The 16,416-nt window shown below is 64.5% G+C and carries 15 protein-coding genes; 7 read left to right on the forward strand and 8 right to left on the reverse strand.

All coding sequences use genetic code 11. The features are described from left to right. Together Q8Q83_RS08165 and Q8Q83_RS08170 are read right to left on the reverse strand one after the other, a co-directional pair. A partial coding sequence (locus tag Q8Q83_RS08165) for an efflux RND transporter permease subunit (protein ID WP_305622723.1) occupies positions 1 to 2,089 on the reverse strand: 2,089 nt, incomplete at its 3' end. Positions 2,090 to 2,101: 12 nt separating this feature from the next. Continuing rightward, a complete protein-coding gene (locus Q8Q83_RS08170; protein WP_305622725.1) occupies positions 2,102 to 3,241 on the reverse strand; it encodes an efflux RND transporter periplasmic adaptor subunit in 1,140 nt (379 codons plus the stop codon). Positions 3,242 to 3,524: 283 nt separating this feature from the next. Between Q8Q83_RS08170 and Q8Q83_RS08175 the strand changes: the two genes are divergently transcribed. Next, positions 3,525 to 4,145 carry a TetR family transcriptional regulator gene (locus Q8Q83_RS08175; RefSeq protein WP_305622726.1) on the forward strand — a complete coding sequence of 207 codons (621 nt, stop codon included), beginning with the start codon at positions 3,525 to 3,527 and terminating at the stop codon, positions 4,143 to 4,145. A 7-nt stretch (positions 4,146 to 4,152) separates the two neighbouring features. Here the strand turns inward: Q8Q83_RS08175 and Q8Q83_RS08180 are convergent, their stop codons facing one another. After that, the gene (locus Q8Q83_RS08180; RefSeq protein ID WP_305622728.1) at positions 4,153 to 5,022 is read right to left on the reverse strand and encodes an AraC family transcriptional regulator; all 870 of its coding nucleotides are present in this window, start codon (positions 5,020 to 5,022) and stop codon (positions 4,153 to 4,155) included. A gap of 84 nt (positions 5,023 to 5,106) precedes the next feature. Here Q8Q83_RS08180 and Q8Q83_RS08185 point away from each other — a divergent pair, with 84 nt between their 5' ends. After that, entirely contained in the window at positions 5,107 to 5,733 is a 627-nt protein-coding gene (locus Q8Q83_RS08185) for a glutathione S-transferase (RefSeq protein WP_305622729.1), read from the forward strand. A 115-nt stretch (positions 5,734 to 5,848) separates the two neighbouring features. Then, a complete protein-coding gene (locus Q8Q83_RS08190) occupies positions 5,849 to 6,754 on the forward strand; it encodes a DMT family transporter (RefSeq protein ID WP_305622731.1) in 906 nt (301 codons plus the stop codon). A gap of 24 nt (positions 6,755 to 6,778) precedes the next feature. On the opposite strand, the gene Q8Q83_RS08195 is transcribed toward Q8Q83_RS08190, so the two are convergent. Then, complete coding sequence (locus tag Q8Q83_RS08195) at positions 6,779 to 6,991, reverse strand: heavy-metal-associated domain-containing protein (RefSeq protein WP_305622732.1); 213 nt, start codon at positions 6,989 to 6,991, stop codon at positions 6,779 to 6,781. 152 nt (positions 6,992 to 7,143) lie between these two features. Here Q8Q83_RS08195 and Q8Q83_RS08200 point away from each other — a divergent pair, with 152 nt between their 5' ends. Continuing rightward, on the forward strand, positions 7,144 to 9,534 hold the full coding sequence (locus Q8Q83_RS08200; protein WP_305622733.1) for a heavy metal translocating P-type ATPase: 2,391 nt from the start codon (positions 7,144 to 7,146) through the stop codon (positions 9,532 to 9,534). Between the two features lie 118 nt (positions 9,535 to 9,652). After that, positions 9,653 to 10,051 (forward strand): Cu(I)-responsive transcriptional regulator, encoded by a 399-nt coding sequence (gene cueR, locus Q8Q83_RS08205; protein ID WP_305622734.1) that lies wholly within the window; start codon positions 9,653 to 9,655, stop codon positions 10,049 to 10,051. Positions 10,052 to 10,286: 235 nt separating this feature from the next. Here the strand turns inward: cueR and Q8Q83_RS08210 are convergent, their stop codons facing one another. The 3 genes from Q8Q83_RS08210 to Q8Q83_RS08220 all read right to left on the reverse strand — a co-directional run bounded on the left by Q8Q83_RS08210 (position 10,287) and on the right by Q8Q83_RS08220 (position 13,524). Beyond that, complete coding sequence (locus Q8Q83_RS08210; RefSeq protein WP_305622736.1) at positions 10,287 to 10,883, reverse strand: HAD family hydrolase; 597 nt, start codon at positions 10,881 to 10,883, stop codon at positions 10,287 to 10,289. Positions 10,884 to 10,899: 16 nt separating this feature from the next. Beyond that, a complete protein-coding gene (gene tesB / locus Q8Q83_RS08215; RefSeq protein ID WP_305622738.1) occupies positions 10,900 to 11,769 on the reverse strand; it encodes an acyl-CoA thioesterase II in 870 nt (289 codons plus the stop codon). A gap of 153 nt (positions 11,770 to 11,922) precedes the next feature. Then, positions 11,923 to 13,524, reverse strand: coding sequence for a SagB/ThcOx family dehydrogenase (locus tag Q8Q83_RS08220; RefSeq protein ID WP_305622739.1), 1,602 nt, complete (start codon positions 13,522 to 13,524; stop codon positions 11,923 to 11,925). Positions 13,525 to 13,593: 69 nt separating this feature from the next. Here Q8Q83_RS08220 and Q8Q83_RS08225 point away from each other — a divergent pair, with 69 nt between their 5' ends. Further along, positions 13,594 to 14,514: a histone deacetylase gene (locus tag Q8Q83_RS08225; protein WP_305622741.1), complete on the forward strand. Its 921-nt coding sequence runs from the start codon at positions 13,594 to 13,596 to the stop codon at positions 14,512 to 14,514. Between the two features lie 145 nt (positions 14,515 to 14,659). Then, a complete protein-coding gene (locus Q8Q83_RS08230) occupies positions 14,660 to 15,145 on the forward strand; it encodes a cell division protein (RefSeq protein ID WP_305622742.1) in 486 nt (161 codons plus the stop codon). Positions 15,146 to 15,183: 38 nt separating this feature from the next. On the opposite strand, the gene Q8Q83_RS08235 is transcribed toward Q8Q83_RS08230, so the two are convergent. After that, positions 15,184 to 16,416 (reverse strand): MFS transporter (locus Q8Q83_RS08235; RefSeq protein ID WP_305622744.1); only part of this gene is annotated, 1,233 nt, incomplete at its 5' end.

Consider the following 16,416-nt stretch of genomic DNA (forward strand, 5'->3'; position numbering starts at 1 on the left):
CCTGAACCTTGCCCGCCAGCTGCGCGGTGCTGGCGCCGCTGCGGTCCTGGATATAACCCTCGAAGCCGCCGGTGGTGCTCATGCCGGTGATGGGCGGCGGGTTGAAGCTCATCACCACGCCGTCCTTCTGCGCCGCGCCCATGCCCATAAAGGTGCGGGTCAGGTTGCGCGCATCCAGCTCGGGGGTGGTGCGCTCGCTCCAGTCTTTCAGCGGCACGAAGGACACCCCGGCGTTGCTGCGGGTGCCGAAGGTCAGCACGTCGAAACCGGCGAAGGTCACCACATCCTGCACCGCCGGGTGTTCCATCAGCTGCTGGGTCACCTCGCTGGTGAGCTTCTCGGTGCGGGTCAGGGAAGCGGCCGGCGGCAGGAAGTAGGCGTTGATCACATAGCCCTGGTCCTCGCTGGGCACCAGGGAACTGGGCACCCGGTTGAACAGCACGACCATCAGCGCAATCATCGCGCCGAACAGCAGCAGGCCCACCGCCGAGCGCTTGAGGAAGAAACGCACGCCGGCGGTATAGCCCGCGGTCAACTTGTCGAACAGCCTATTGAAGGCGCGGAACGGCGCGGCCGGTTCGTGCTGGCCGGGCTTGAGCAGCAGGGCGCACAGCGCCGGGCTCAGGGTCAGTGCGACTATGCCGGAGATCACCACCGACACGGCGATGGTGATGGCGAACTGTTTGTACATCTCCCCGGCCAGGCCGCCGAGAAAGCCCACCGGCACGAACACCGCGCACAGCACCAGAACGATGGCGACTATCGGCCCGGTGACTTCCTGCATGGCCTTGATGGTCGCCTCGCGCGGGCCGATCTTGTCGCTGGCCATCACCCGCTCGACGTTCTCTATCACCACTATGGCGTCGTCCACCACTATGCCGATGGCCAGCACCATGCCGAACAGGGTCAAGAGGTTGATGGAGAAGCCCAGCAGGTACATGCCGGCGAAGGTACCGACCAGCGACACCGGAATCGCCAGCAGCGGGATCAGGGTAGCGCGCCAGTTCTGCAGGAAGATAAACACCACCAGCACCACCAGCACCAGGGCCTCGAAGAAGGTGTGGATCACCTCCTTGATAGAGACCCGGACGAATTTGGTGGTGTCGTAGGGCACCTTGTAGGTCATGCCGCTGGGGAAGTTCTGCGACAGCCGCTCGAGGGTCGCACTGACCGCGGCGGCGGTATCCAGGGCATTGGCGCCGGGTTGCAGGTAGACGCCGAAGGCGGCGTTCTGTTGGCCGTTGAGCGAGGTCATCAGCGAATAGTCCTGGGCGCCCAGCTCGATCCGCGCGACGTCCTTGAGCAGCAGGCTGGCGCCGGTGTCGTCGGTGCGCAGGATGACGTTCTCGAATTCTTTCGGGTCGGTAAAGCGGCCCTGGGTGGTTACCGTGTAGGTGAAGTCCTGCTCCTGCTTGAGCGGCTGCTGGCCGAAGCTGCCAGCGGCGAACTGCGAGTTCTGCTCGCGGATCGCGCTGACCACATCGGTGGGCGTCAGGTTGTACTGGGCCAGCTTGTCCGGGCGCAGCCAGATGCGCATGGAATAGTCTTTCGAGCCGAACTGGCTGACATCGCCGACGCCGGGCAGGCGCTTGAGTTCGTCGATCACGTTGATCAGCGCGTAGTTGCTGATAAACACCGGGTCGCGGGAGCCATCCGGGGAATACAGGGTGACCACCTGGAGAATGTCCGAGGACTTCTTCTGCACCTTGACGCCTTGCCGGCGCACTTCCTCCGGCAACTTGGCCAGGGCGGCCTGCACCCGATTGTTGACGTCGATGGTGGCCTGGTCGGGGTCGCGGCCCACCTCGAAATACACCGACAGGCTCATGGCGTTGCCGCCCGAGTTGGACTGCTGGTAGATCATGCCCTCGACGCCGTTGATCGACTGTTCCAGCGGCGCGGCCACCGTCTCGGCGATCACCTGGGCACTGGCCCCGCCGTAACTGGCGCTGACCGACACCTGGGGCGGCAGGATCTGCGGGTACTGGGCAATCGGCAGCGTGCGCATGGCCATCAGGCCCGCCAACACTATGACCACCGAGATGACCGCGGCGAATACCGGGCGGTCGATAAAGAAGCGTGAAATCACCTGGGACGCTCCTTAGGATTGCTTGGCGGGTTGGCTGGCGACTCTGACCGGGGTATCCGGGCGCACCTTGGGCAGGCCTTCGACTATCACCCGCTCGCCGGCGCTGATGCCGGAAACTATCACCCAGCGGCCCTTGGCCGTGTGCCCGGTGGTGACCTGGCGCATGCGCGCGATGCCGCCCTCATCCACCACATAGACGAAGGTGCCACCCGGGCTCTGGGCGATGGCGCGCTCCGGCAGGGTCATGGCCTTGGGCATACTGATGCCCAAGACCCGCACCCGCACGAACTGGCCGGGCAGCAGCTTCTGCTCGGGGTTGGGTACCACGGCGCGGGCGCTGACGGTGCCGGTGCCGCGGTCGACCAGGCGGTCGGTGAAGTCCACCTTGCCTTCCAGCGGGTAGACGCTGCCGTCGCCCAGGGTGATCTGCACGCTCATCTTGCCGTCTGCCGGCAGCACCAGGCTGCCGTTCTGCAGGCCGCTGCGCACGCCCTCCACATCGGAATCCGGGGCGGCGAAGTTGACGTAGATGGGATCGAGTTGGGTGATATTGCTCAGCAGGCTGGCATTCGGGTCGCCGGCCACCATCAGGCTGCCTTCGGACACGGTTTCCTTGCTGGTGATGCCGGAAATCGGCGCCTTTACCGTGCAGTAGTCGAGGTCGATCTGCTTGGACTGCACCTCGGCCTCGGCGGCCTGGATATTGGCCTTGCTCTGCTCGAAGTTGGAGACCGCGTTATCCAGCTCGCTCTCGCTGGCGAAGCCCTTCTTCTGCAGCTCGCGGATGCGCTTGAGGTCGCGCTCGGTCTGCCGGTAGCGCGCCTGCTCCTGGGCCAGCGCGCCCTTGGCCCGGGCCAAGGCGGCCTGGTAGGTGCGCGAGTCGATGCGGAACATCACCTGGCCCTGCTTGACCTGACTGCCCTCCAGGTAGGTGCGCTCCTGCAGGATGCCGCTGACCTGGGCCCGTACCTGCACCTCGCGAAAACCGGCGGTGCGCGCGGAATATTCCAGCTCCAGCGGCAAGGCCTCGACCTTGACGGTCTCCACTACCACTTCAGGCGCCGGCGGTGCATCGGCGGCCTGCAGTGCGGGGATGAGGGCGGTGAACAGCAAGGCCCCGATAGCTACGGGGAAATGGCGAGAAAAAAGCATGGGTGGCTCCGGGACAACGCAAGGCGCTACGTGTAAGAACCTGCTTACGGTCTGCTGCGCGTCGGCCATCCGGCGTTAAAAACAGCCTCGGAATGCTCATTTACAACTCGTAAACTGCGCTTCCTCGGCTGTTTTTGCCTTGTCTGACTCTAGCTCGCAAGACCCTAAACAGATTCTGAGACCGGCAATGCTAGTTACATACACAAGTGTTTGTAAATAGAACATTGCGCCTGGATTCATTACACTTTGTCACCTGAGCCTAGCCAGAAACCCACCTACCGCCATGCGTCGAACCAAAGAAGAAGCCGAGCAAACCCGTTGCGCCCTACTCGCGGCGGCGGAAACCCTGTTTCTGGAGAAAGGCGTGGCACACACCAGCCTGGAGCATATCGCCCGCCACGCCGGGGTCACCCGGGGCGCGGTGTATTGGCACTTCACCAACAAGGCCCACCTGTTCAGCGAGATGCTCAACCAGGTGCGCCTGCCGCCCGAACAACTGGCCGAGCGCCTGCGCGGTTGCGCCGAGCACGACCCGCTGCTGACCCTGCGCGGGCTGTGCATCGATGCCATCGAGAACCTGGCGCGGGATGAGCAGAAGCGGCGCATCTTCACCATCCTGCTGCGCCGCTGCGAGTTCACCGCAGAGCTACGCGAGGCCGAGGAACGCCACGAGGCCTTTATCAATCTGTTTATCCAACTGTGCGAACAGCAGTTCGCCCAGCCCTGCGTCAGCCAGCGCCTGCAGCCGGGCATCAGCCCGCGCCTGGCGGCCCGCGCCGTGCACGCGCTGATCGTTGGCCTGTTCCACGACTGGCTGCGCGACCCCAAGCTGTTCGACCCACTCAGCGACACCGCGCCCATGGTCGACGCCTGCTTTCGCGGCTTGATTAAGGATTGGGATTAAGCGCCCATCAATAGCCGAAGAACGCCTTGTCTCTAGCCAGCCCGCTGCGGAAAGTTGCCGGCGTGACGCCCACCACTTTCTTGAAGGCCCTGGCCATATGGCTCTGATCGAAGAAGCCGCAGGCCAGGGAGGCATCCGCCACCCCCATCCCCGCCCGCAACAGCCTTTGCACCTGGGCAATCCTTTTCTGAATTTGATAGCTATGGGGCGGCACGCCCACCTCCCTCTTGAAGACCCGGATCAGGTAGAGGGGGTCCATGCCGACTTCCTGCCCCAGCTGTTCCAGGGAGATATTCTGCTCCAGCTCATCCTCCAGGCGCGCCTTGATGCGCCGCACCGCGTCACGCTCGAACACCGCCTGCGCGGTTAAAGCCAAGCCACCCCGCTGGAAAACCTCGGCCAGCACTTCGAGCAGAAGGGTTTCACGCTCGAGTGGCTGGCTGGATTGCTCGATCGAACGATGCGCCGCAAGCAGCGACCTGGCCAAGCCTTTATCCGCACTCAGGGGCTGCTGAAACAGATGGATATGCTCGGCGGCGCAACGCCCTGGCAGCACCAGCGAATTCAGCCAAAGCGGGTCGACGTAGAGCATGCGGTACATCCACCCGGCATCGCTACCCGGCAAGCCGTCATGTATTTCCCCAGGACTGATAGTGACCACGCTTCCCGCACAGCCCAGATAATGCGCGCCACGGTAATAGAGTTTTTCCACACCACCCGTGATAACGCCAAGCGCGTATCTGTCATGGGAATGACGACCAAATCGCTGCTGAGAGTATTTAGCCGATAGCAATTCGCACTGCCCTTCTGGAATCCGCCAGAAGTGCGAGTAATCCTTATCCCGACCTAGGACTTCATCGTGCTGCATCTTATCCATATGCCTGTCCAGTTTTGTACAATAAGCCGCTCAACAGCCCTGCTAGATTAGCCTTCCAACAAATTCTATCGAGTAGGAAAACCCATGGTAATTACCTTGGCAATCGGTGACTTCGGCAAATCTTCATGGTCGCTGCGCGCATGGTTAGTACTGAAAACTGCCGACGTTAGTTTTTCGACCCAGCAAGTAAAGCTTGAACAAGCCGATACCCGCGCCACTATATTGCAGTACTCCGCGTCCGGGAAAGTACCGGCGCTGGGCATAGATGGAATTACCATCAACGACAGCCTGGCCATTGCCGAATATATTGCCGAAATCTATCCAAACGCGCGCCTCTGGCCCGAAGAGCAGAGTCTCCGGGCCCTGGCCCGCGCCGCCGCGGCCGAAATGCACTCAGGCTTCACCAACCTGCGTACGCAACTGTCTTTTGGCCTTAACACGGGCGACACTCCGGAAACCCTGAGCAGCGAAACCCAGGGTGAAATCCAGCGTATCTGCCAGATCTGGCGCAATCTCCTGGCCATCAGCGGCTCCAGTGAATTCCTCTGCGGCAACTTCGGCATAGTCGATGCCATGTATGTTCCGGTCATATTCCGCCTGCGCAGATATGGCATCGCCCTCCCGGCGGATCTGCAAGGCTATGCCAATAACATATTGAATTACGCCCCCGTACAACAGTGGGTAAAGCTGGCGCTTAAAGAAGCCCAATAAGCATTTAGGTTTATTGGGAAAACCAGACCACTACCAGACAACTGCTAATTGCAGGCTGCGCCCAGCAATTAAGTGCGTATTGCTGAGCGCAGCGTAATTTATAGAGATAGCCAATATGCAAAATAGCAGAGCCATTATCGAACTGACCCTAGGCGGGCTTATGCTTAGCCTCTCGGCGCTCGCCGTAGCCTTTTCCGATATAGGCCCGGGCGGTGCCGGGTTTTATCGAATGCTGATTGCTGCCCTGCTGTTTTATCTCACATTGAAGTGGCGAAACATCCCAAGCCGATTGAGCAGCCAGCAATCGACCCTGTACACCGGCCTGGCCGGGGTGTTTCTGGCGATTGATTTGATTCTATGGCACCAGAGCATTTACATCGTTGGCCCGGGGATAGGCTCTATCCTGACCAACTGCCAGGTGTTCTTTATGACCTTGCTCGGCCTTTTCTTATTCAAAGAACGGCCATCGCTACACTTCGTCATGGCCATGGCCCTGGCTTTTGTCGGGCTCTACTTGCTGTTGCTCCCGGAAATGACCAGCACGGCTGGCATCAAGGGCGTTGTGTTTGGTATCGCCTCGGGCCTGGCCTACGCCATCTGCCTGTACTTCTTGAAGTTGAATGCAGATCGGCCCGATCGCGGCGGCGACCAGATAGCCCAGATGCTTAACCTGAGTATCTGGGCCGCCCTGGTACTGTTCGGCTACGCCCTGTTCAATGATGAAAGCCTGGCCATACCCGATGGCCAAACGCTGGTCATGCTCGTCATCTATGGTGTCATGGTTCAATTTATTGGCTGGCTGCTGGTCAACCGCTCTATTGGCCGCATAAGCCTGGGGCTGGCCGGACTTATCCTGCTGCTCGAACCGGTGATCACCTACTTTATCGACTTGGTGTTCCTGCACAAAGCCAGTTCGGCCCTGCAGATCGGCGGCGCCCTGCTGACGGTCATTGCGGTGTATATCGGCTCGACCAGGCCCCCGCAGCAGGAGAAAGTCGGCTCGCTCAGCGAACCGGCTTAGCGGACAGGCCTGGCTCCAGCAGCGTTAACCCAGGCCAACCCCATAACCCGCCTCGGCTATGGCGATGATCAGCTCATCGCTGGACAAGCTGCTGTTCACCCGCACCTCGCCGCCTTGCAGTTTCACCTTGACCTCGGCGGCCGCATCACGGGCCTGCACGGCCTCGGTCACCGCCTTGACGCAGTGCTCGCAGGTCATGCCTTCGACCCTGAATGTGTGAACCTTTGCTACTTGCATCTGCAACCTCCTGATTGAATGTCTGTTCCCGGCTGGCGGGATGCGGCCAGTGTCAGGCTTACCCCCTGGGCAAGGTCAAGGCATAAAACAGCGCTTGACCTTACCATCAGGTCAAGGTTGATCCTATGCTGGAACTCAACGGAGGGCCTCGCATGTCCAGCCTTACCACCTTCGATCTGCCTATCGGCGGCATGACCTGCGCCAGTTGCGCCGGACGGGTAGAACGCGCCCTGGCCAGAGTGGCCGAGGTGGCCAACGTCAGCGTCAACCTGGCCAACGAACAGGCGCGCATCCAGGCACCGAGCGACAGCCTGGAGCAGCTGGTTCAAGCCGTCGAAAGCGCCGGTTATCGGGTGCCCAGCGCACACCTGGAGCTGGCCATCGACGGCATGAGCTGTGCCAGCTGCGTGGGCCGCATCGAACGCGCCCTGGCCCGGCAACCGGGCGTGCTGTCGGTCAGCGTCAATCTGGCCAGCGAGCAGGCGCAGTTGCAGATAGTCCGCGGCCTCGATCCCCAGAGCCTGCTTGCCGCGGTGCAACAGGCCGGCTATAGCGCCAGCCTGCTGGACCTCGACAGTCCCACTGCGCCTGCGGCCGAGCACCATCTGCAACGCGAACGCTGGGCGCTGCTGCTGGCCATGCTGCTGACCCTGCCCCTGGTCGTGCCCATGCTCGCCGAGTCCCTCGGCCTGCACTGGATGCTGCCGGCCTGGGCCCAGTTCGCCTTGGCCACCCCGGTGCAGTTCGTCTTCGGCGCGCGCTTCTACCGCGCCGCCTGGCGTGGCCTGCGCGCCGGGGCGGGGAATATGGATCAACTGGTGGCCATAGGCACCAGCGCCGCCTATGGCCTAAGCCTCTACCAGTGGTCGACGACCCCAGCCGGCATGCCCCAGCTGTACTTCGAAGCCTCCGCGGTAATCATCAGCCTGATCCTGCTCGGTAAATACCTGGAAAGCCGCGCCAAGCGCCAGACCAGCAGCGCCATTCGCGCCCTGCAGGCGCTGCGCCCGGAGCGCGCCTTGCGTCTGCGCGATGGGGTCGAGCAATGGGTGGCGCTGAGCGCCCTGCAGCTGGGCGACGCCATAGTGGTCAAGCCCGGCGAGCGCTTCCCGGTGGACGGGCGGGTAGCGGAAGGCCAGAGCCATGCCGACGAAGCCCTGATCAGCGGCGAGAGCCTGCCGCAGCCCAAGCAGCCGGGCGACAGGGTCACCGCCGGGGCTATCAATGGCGAAGGCCGTCTGCTGGTGGAAACCACCGCCCTCGGCGCGGAAACCGTGCTGTCGCGAATTATCCGCCTGGTGGAAGACGCCCAGGCGGCCAAGGCGCCGATCCAGAAGCTGGTGGACAGGGTCAGCCAGGTGTTCGTGCCGACTGTACTGCTGATCGCCCTGGCCACATTGCTGATCTGGCTGCTGCTCGGCGTCGGCATCGAGACCGCCCTGCTGAATGCCGTGGCGGTGCTGGTGATCGCCTGCCCCTGCGCCCTCGGCCTGGCCACGCCCACGGCGATCATGGCGGGCACCGGGGTAGCGGCGCGCCACGGCATATTGATCAAGGACGCCGAAGCCCTGGAGATCGCCCATTCGGTCAGCCTGGTGGCCTTCGACAAGACCGGTACCCTGACCGAAGGCAGCCCGCGCATCGCCCACCTGCAGGCGGTCGATGGCCCTGACTCCGAACATACGGCGCAGCTGCTGCAACTGGCCGGCGCCCTGCAGCGCGGCAGCGAACACTCACTGGCCAAGGCGGTGCTGGATGCCTGCACGGCGCAGCAACTGGAGCTGCCGCCAGTCAGTGACAGCCAGGCCCTGGCCGGGCGCGGCATTGCCGGGCGGATAGGCGAGCGCCGGCTGGCTTTGGGCAATAAACGTCTGCTCGAAGAGCAACAGCTGCACAACGATGCGCTGACCGTCGACGCCCTGGCCTGGGAAGCCGAAGGCCGCACCTTGTCCTGGCTGCTGGAGCTGGCACCGCAGCCGCGGGTGCTGGGCCTGTTCGCCTTTGGCGATACGCTTAAGGCAGGCGCCGCCGAGGCCATCGCCGCGCTAAGCGCACAAGGCATCGCCAGCCACCTGATCAGCGGCGACAACCGGGGCAGCGTGCAGGCCGTGGCCCAGGCGCTGGGCATCACGGCGGCGCATGCCGAAGTGCTGCCGGCGGACAAGGCGGCGATCATCACGGCCTTGAGGAAAGACGCCGTGGTGGCCATGGTCGGCGACGGCATCAACGACGCCCCGGCCCTGGCCGCCGCCGATGTCGGCATCGCCATGGGCAGCGGCACCGACGTGGCCATGCACGCCGCCGGCATCACCCTGATGCGCGGCGACCCGCGCCTGGTGGCCGACGCCCTGGATATCAGCAAGCGCACCTATAACAAGATCCGCCAGAACCTGTTCTGGGCCTTCGCCTATAACCTGATCGGCATTCCCCTGGCCGCCTTTGGTCTGCTCAACCCCATGCTGGCCGGCGCGGCCATGGCGCTGAGCAGCGTCAGCGTGGTGAGCAATGCCCTGTTATTGAAAACCTGGAAGCCGCAGCCATGACTCGTAGGATGGACATGCCGCAGCGCGGCTTGTCCGCCGTGGCGGCCCCTTGGCGGACAAGGCTTCACCATGTCCGCCCTACAATTAAACAGCGCCTACCCATGCCATGGAGAGCCTGATGAATATCGGCCAAGCCGCGCAGAGAACCGGCCTTAGCGCCAAGATGATCCGCTACTACGAGAGCATCGACCTGCTGCCCGCGGCCGGGCGCACCGACAGCGGCTATCGCCAGTACAGCCAGAACGACCTGCATCGCCTGGCTTTTATCAAGCGCTCGCGGGATTTGGGGTTTTCCCTCGCCGAAGTCAGCCAACTGCTGGCCCTGTGGCAAGACCGCCAACGCGCCAGCGCCGACGTCAAGAGCCTGGCCGCCGGGCATATAGCCGAGCTGGAGCGCAAGATCGGCGAACTCAGCAGCCTGCGCGACACGCTCAAGGAATTGATGGAGCACTGCCAGGGCGACGAGCGCCCGGACTGCCCGATCCTTAAGGACCTGGAGTCCGGCTGCTGCCATTAAAAGACGCCACGCTTATTGGTAGCCCGGGTGCAATCCGGGGAATCGCCTGGCTCTCACCCTCTGTCCCGGATTGCATCCGGGCTACGGATTCAAGGACCTGGAGTCCGGTCGCCGTCATTGAGGCGTAGGTTGGGCTGAGCTCCGCGAAGCCCAACATGGCGTTCGCAAGCCGGACGCAGTAACAAGCCAGGACGCCGGGCGGAGTGCGGTGCACTCCTTGTTGGGCTTCGCAGGCTCAGCGCCAACCTACGTCCCGGGCTAGGGCCCGGCAATCCACGGCGAAATGATCGGCCAGCTCCGGCCAGGGATTTTCCGCCAGGTTGACCAGCACGCTGCGCGCCCCGGCGGCGCGGGCGCATTCCAGGTCGAAGCGAAAATCCCCCACCATCACCAGCGCGCTCGGCGCCACTTGCCAGAGCGCGGCCAGCTGCAGCAGGCCGCCGGGGTCCGGCTTGGGCGGCGCCTCGTCGCGGCCGATCACGTCGCCCACGGCGAAGCAGTCGTCCAGGCCGATCGCCTGCAGGGTCAGCAGCGCCAACTCATGGGCGTTGCGGGTGAGGATACCGAGCCGGCAACCGCGCGCCCGCAGGCTGCGCACCAGCTCGATGGCGCCGGGCGCGGGAGCGGCGGTCAGCGCCAGCTCGCGCTCGTGCTCCAGCAGCCAGGCATGCTTGGCCGCCGCCACATCCTCGGGCAGGGTCGCCAGATGGCCGAGAATATCGGCGCTCAGGGGAATATCCAGGGCGCGCTTGATCGCCGGAAAATCATGCACCGCCAGGGTCAGGGTGCCGTCCATATCGAACACCCAATGGCGCGCGGCGGCCAGACTCATTTCCAGTCCTCGCGGCTCACTTCCAATCCTCACGGATTCGGGTCAGGCCCTCCTGGGCCACCGAGGCCACCAGCTGGCCCTGGCGATTGAAGATGCTGCCCCGCGAAAAGCCGCGGGCGTTGCCGGCCCAGGGGCTGTCCATGCTGTACAGCAGCCAGTCGTCCATGCGCAGGTTGCCGTGAAACCACAGCGCATGATCGAGGCTGGCCACCTGCATAAATTTCTGGAACACCGAGACGCCATGGGGCTGCATCGAGGTAGTCAACAGGTTGAAGTCGCTGGCGTAGGCCAGCAGCAGCTTGTGCAGCTGCGGCTCGTCCGGCAGCGGAGCGGCGGCGCGGAACCACACATGCTTGACCGGCTCGCACGGCTTGGGCGCGAAGGGGTTGATGCGGGTCACCGGGCGGATCTCGATGGGCTTGTCGCTGGTGGCGCGCTCGCGCATGCGCTCGGGGATCATCGAAGCCACCATGCGCGACAGCTCGGTTTCCGATTTCAACTCTTCCGGCCCCGGCACTTGCGGCATCGGGTTCTGGTGGTGGTTGCCTTTTTCATCGAACTGGAAGGAGGCGCTGCAGGTAAAGATCGGCTTGCCCTTCTGGATCGCCGTCACCCGCCGCGTGCTGAAACTACCGCCATCACGCACCCGGTCGACCTGATAGACCACCGGCAGCGCGGCATCGCCCGGACGCAGAAAATAACCGTGCATGGAATGCACATGGCGCGCCGCCTCCACCGTCTGACTGGCCGCCGATACGCACTGACCGAGCACCTGGCCGCCGAACAGCTGGCGAAAACCCAGGTCCTGGCTGACCCCGCGAAACAGATTTTCCTCGATGGTTTCCAGGGTCAGCAGGGCTACCAACTCGTTCAACACCTGACTCATGCATGCTCTCCTGTAACCGACAAAGGTGATTCCGGGTAACCGGGCGTTGGAAAAACGTCGCGAGCGACGGCTAGGCAAGGCGAAATCGGCCGAAAAAGCGCAGTTTACGGGTTGTAAATGAGCATTTTGAGGCCGGTTTCAACGCGGCATAGCCTAGCGCAGTAGTTTTTCAACGTCCGGGTAGGCCGGTAGGGTGCTGAGACGCTGATCCCATACGGCCCGACCCAGGGTGAAATGGTAAAGACTTTGCCAGCGACTGTCGGCCAGACCAAGCAGTTCATGTACAGCATCGTCGAAATAGCAGCCGATGCCAGTGGCGGACAGCCCCGCCGCCTCGGCTTCCAGGTAGAGCAACTGGCCGATCTGCCCGCACTCCCAGTACAGCCGCGGATAACGCCAGGCGCCGGCCTGCAGCGCCGTATCGAAGCGGCTAAGCATGGCCAGGGCGACGCAGCCGTCGCTGGCGATATCCTGGCCGCAGGAGAGAAAGCCCGCCAGGCCACGGGCATCGCCCTGCAGCAGGCGGTACAGCGGCAGCTCGGCATGCGCCCGCTGCCAGAGAAAATCCTCGCGCAGCCCGCCCTGCGCCTGGCCATCGACCCGCGCCAGCCAATACAGCCCGGGTTCCAGGCCCTGCACGCGGTGGACGAACAGCAGCAGATCGACCTGCGCCGGCTCGCCGCTCACGGCCAAAGGCACCGGCGAATGGGCCGGCAGCAGGCGGTGCAGCCAGGCGAACAGCAACTCGGCGTGAATCCCACTCTTGCCGTCCATGACCTGCGCGCTGCGTCGCCGATGCAGCAGCGGGCGCAGCGCCAGGCCGGGATTATCCGCCTGGGCGCGGCCCGCTTCAGCCAGCCAAGGTTGGGCGGGCAAGGCCGGCGCGCGGCACAACGCCTGCACCCGCGCCAGCTCCGGCCAGTCGCGATAGTGCCGCGACAAGCGATTGGGCCGGCCCTGCAGCTCCAGCGCGGCCAGGCCCTGGAGCAAGGCCGCGGGCAGGTGGAATTCGGCGGCCTGGCTGGGGCCTATCCACAACAGGCAGTCGCCATGCTCGGCCTCGTGAAAACCCTCACGATCCAGGCCGAAGCAAGCGTCCAGCTGCGCCTCGGCCACCCCGCGCAACAGCCGCACCTGCCAGCCCAGGGCGCTGGCGGCAAGCGCCAGGGCGGCCAGGGCATGACCCAGATCAAGTTGGCAGTAGCGGTAGGCGCGCTCGCCGTACTTCCACGCCTCGCGCCAGGGAATGCTGGCCAACGCCAGCAGGCAACCGCCCGCGGGCAAAGCCTGGGTCAGTTGCTCGGCCAGGGGCGCGGGCAACTCGGCGCGGATTTCCAGGGCATGGGCGTCGGCCGTGTAATGGGCCAGCAACGCACCCTCCTCCAGACAGCCGGCCGGCAGCAGCAGGTAGGCCTCGGTCGGGTGCAGATTGCCCGACGAGGGATTGACCCGCAGCGCCCAGCGACTGCCACCGGCCTCCTTCCAGGCCGACAGCGCCAGGCTGTCGTACAGCAGTTGCGCGAGACTGCTGTGATCGAGCGGCGCCGGCGCGCCCAGGGGCGCGGCGAACACCTGGTCATAGGCCGGCGACTCCGTCAGCGGACGCCGGCCCAGCTCGAGCAGGCGCGCGACCGCATAGCGGCGAAAGGCGGCCGGCTGGGTCGCCCACTCCAGCTGCCCGGGCCCGGGGGCGAAGCGCTGTGGCTGATGCTTGCTCAGCTGGTGGTAGGCGCGTACGGCGTCCAGTTCAGTCATGGCTACTCCGCTTGAGTCGGCCGCGGCCGCAGCGCCATACTCAGCCGCTGCCTTAAAGAGTCCTATTCTATGCGTCTGCCGCTGGTCTATCACGACGACTACAGCCCGACCTTCCCGGCCAGCCATCGCTTCCCCATGGAGAAATTCCGCCTGCTGCGCGACCACCTGGTGGACAGCGGCCTGTGCACGGACGCCGAGCTGTTGCGCCCCGAGCTGTGCCCGCCCGAGGTGCTGGCCCTGGCCCACTGCCCCGACTATATCCAGCGCTTTTGCAGCGGCGAACTGGGCCACGAGGAACAACGCCGCCTCGGCCTACCCTGGAGCGAGCCCCTGGCCCGCCGCACCGCGCGTGCCGTCGGCGGTTCACTGCTGGCCGCCGAACAGGCGCTGCAGCATGGCCTGGCCTGCCACCTGGCCGGCGGCACCCACCATGCCCACTTTGATCATCCAGCTGGTTTCTGCATCTTCAACGACCTGGCGGTGATCAGCCACTACCTGCTGCAGAGCGGCCAGGCGCAGCGGGTGCTGATCTTCGACTGCGACGTGCACCAGGGCGACGGCACCGCCCGCCTGCTGGAAGGCACCCCGGAGGCGATCACAGTGTCGCTGCACTGCGAGAAGAACTACCCGGCGCGCAAGGCCGCCAGCGACTGGGATATCCCGCTACCCATGGGCATGGGCGATGCGGATTACCTCAGGGTGGTGGATGACGCGCTGAACTACCTGCTGCCGCTGTACCAGCCGGATATCGTCCTGTACGACGCCGGGGTGGATGTACATAAGGACGACGCCCTGGGCTATCTGCAACTCAGCGACGCCGGCGTCGCCGCCCGCGACGCCGCTGTGCTCAACCACTGTCTGGGCCGCGATATCCCGGTGGTCGGCCTGATCGGCGGCGGCTACGACCAGGACCGCCAGGCCCTGGCGCGACGCCATGGGATTCTGCACCAGAGCGCCGCCAGGGTTTGGGCCGAGCGGGGCTTGGACTAAAGCCAGTCGCTTGCGACCGCGGGCTCGACCAAGGCTGTCGAGGGCCGCATCCCACGCCAATCGGATCAGGTTGTCGTATAAGCTCAATGCAAATCAGCTCGACACGCCCCTTCCGGGTTTACGCAGGACACATAGAGGACATGGAATGTTATTCGCCTCGCCCACCAAGAACAGCGCAACCCTAAGGCTCTGGCTGATCCGCTGGCTGTACGCGGCCGCCATCGTGCATTTTCTCGTCGGCCTGGTGCTGGCCTGGCTGGGTCACTCGACGCTGTTCGAGGGTTATCTGCACGGCATCGACCTGTCCTTCTGGGGCGAAGATGCGCCGGCGCCAGCGCGGGCCCAGCAGCTGTGGTGGATCGCCCTGTTCGGCGCCACAGTGCAGAGTTTTGCCTTGTATATGTGGGCGCTGATTCGCCTCGCCGATCGGCACAGAAGCAGCACGGCCTGGGGCTGGCTGATAGTCGGCCTGATCGTCTGGGCGCCGCAGGACATAGCGATTTCATTGCAGGCCGATATCTGGCTGCACCTGTGGGTCGACTGCCTGGCCCTTGCCAGCCTGCTGCCACCGCTTATCTGGCTATATCGCCACGACCGCGCCGCAGCCTCGGCCGAATCCACCTGCGCATAACCCCCTTATATCTGAACGCGGATGGATCACCCTTCTGCTCAGGCTTTGGGCAAAACGGCGCGGCGCGCCTGGGCCTGGCTTGCATAAGCGATAGCGAGGGCGACGACGACTAGCGCTGCGGCGACCGCAAAGCTAATCCGCATACCGCTGGCGACGGCTGCGGGGGACGCCGTGGTGATATCGGCCGTCATGGCGCCGAGGGCGAACACCGCGCCCATGGCGGATGCCCCGGTGATCAGCCCGAGATTGCGCGACAGGCTGAGCATCCCGGAAATGACGCCGCGCTGGTCCGGCTGGACGTCCAGCATCACGGCCGTGTTGTTCGCGGCCTGGAACAGCTGATAACCGGGGGTCAAAACGACCATGGCGGCGATATAGCCGGCTATGCCGAACAGCGCCGGCAACACGGACAGCGCCAATGCCCCCGCCGCCATGGCGCTAAGCCCGACGCCGAGCATAAAGGGCGCGCCCACACGGTCGACCAGACGCCCGGCCGGGACACCGCTCAGGGCGGAGATGATGGGGCCAATCGACATAACGACGCCGACCAGCGCCGCGTTGAGCCCGAGCGCACGCGACAGGTAGAACGGCCCGACCACCAACGTCGCCATCATCACCGTGGAGACGAGCGCGTTCATGGCGAGGCTGGCACTTAGGCCAGGATCACGGAACAGCGCCAAGCGCAGCAACGGCGATGCGACCCTCGTCTCGACCCATAGAAAGAGGCCGACGCCGCAGAGCGCAGCCAGCAACAGAGCGATATTGAGCGAACCCAGATGGCCACGCCCTATGGTCATGGCCAGCGCATAAGCCGCGAGCGTCAGCGCCAGCAGCAGCGTGCCGGCATGGTCGAAGCCCGCCCGCTCGGCCTGCGCTCTGTCGCGGTCAACGGGCAGATGACGGCGCGCGAGCAGAAAAGTCAGAACGCCCAGTGGCACCATGACGAGAAAAATCGCCTGCCAGCCGAGGCCGGCGATCAGCACGCCGCCGAGGGATGGACCGAGAGCGGTGCCAATCGCGGACATGCTGCCGAGCAACCCCATGGTGCTACCGGTCTTGGCCTTCGGCACCGTCTCCCCGACCAAGGCCACGCTGAGGGCCATCAGGATGGCGGCGCCGAGGCCCTGCAGCGCCCGGGCGGCGATCAGCCAGCCGAGCGTGGGCGCCAGCCCGCACAGGAGCGAGGCCAGCGTGAACAGGACTATCCCGGCCAGCAGCAAGCGGCGGCGGCCGGTGAGGTCACCGAGCCGGCCGACGCTGACGATCAGGGT

This window comes from Pseudomonas sp., from assembly GCF_030696055.1.
GTDB lineage: Bacteria > Pseudomonadota > Gammaproteobacteria > Pseudomonadales > Pseudomonadaceae > Aquipseudomonas.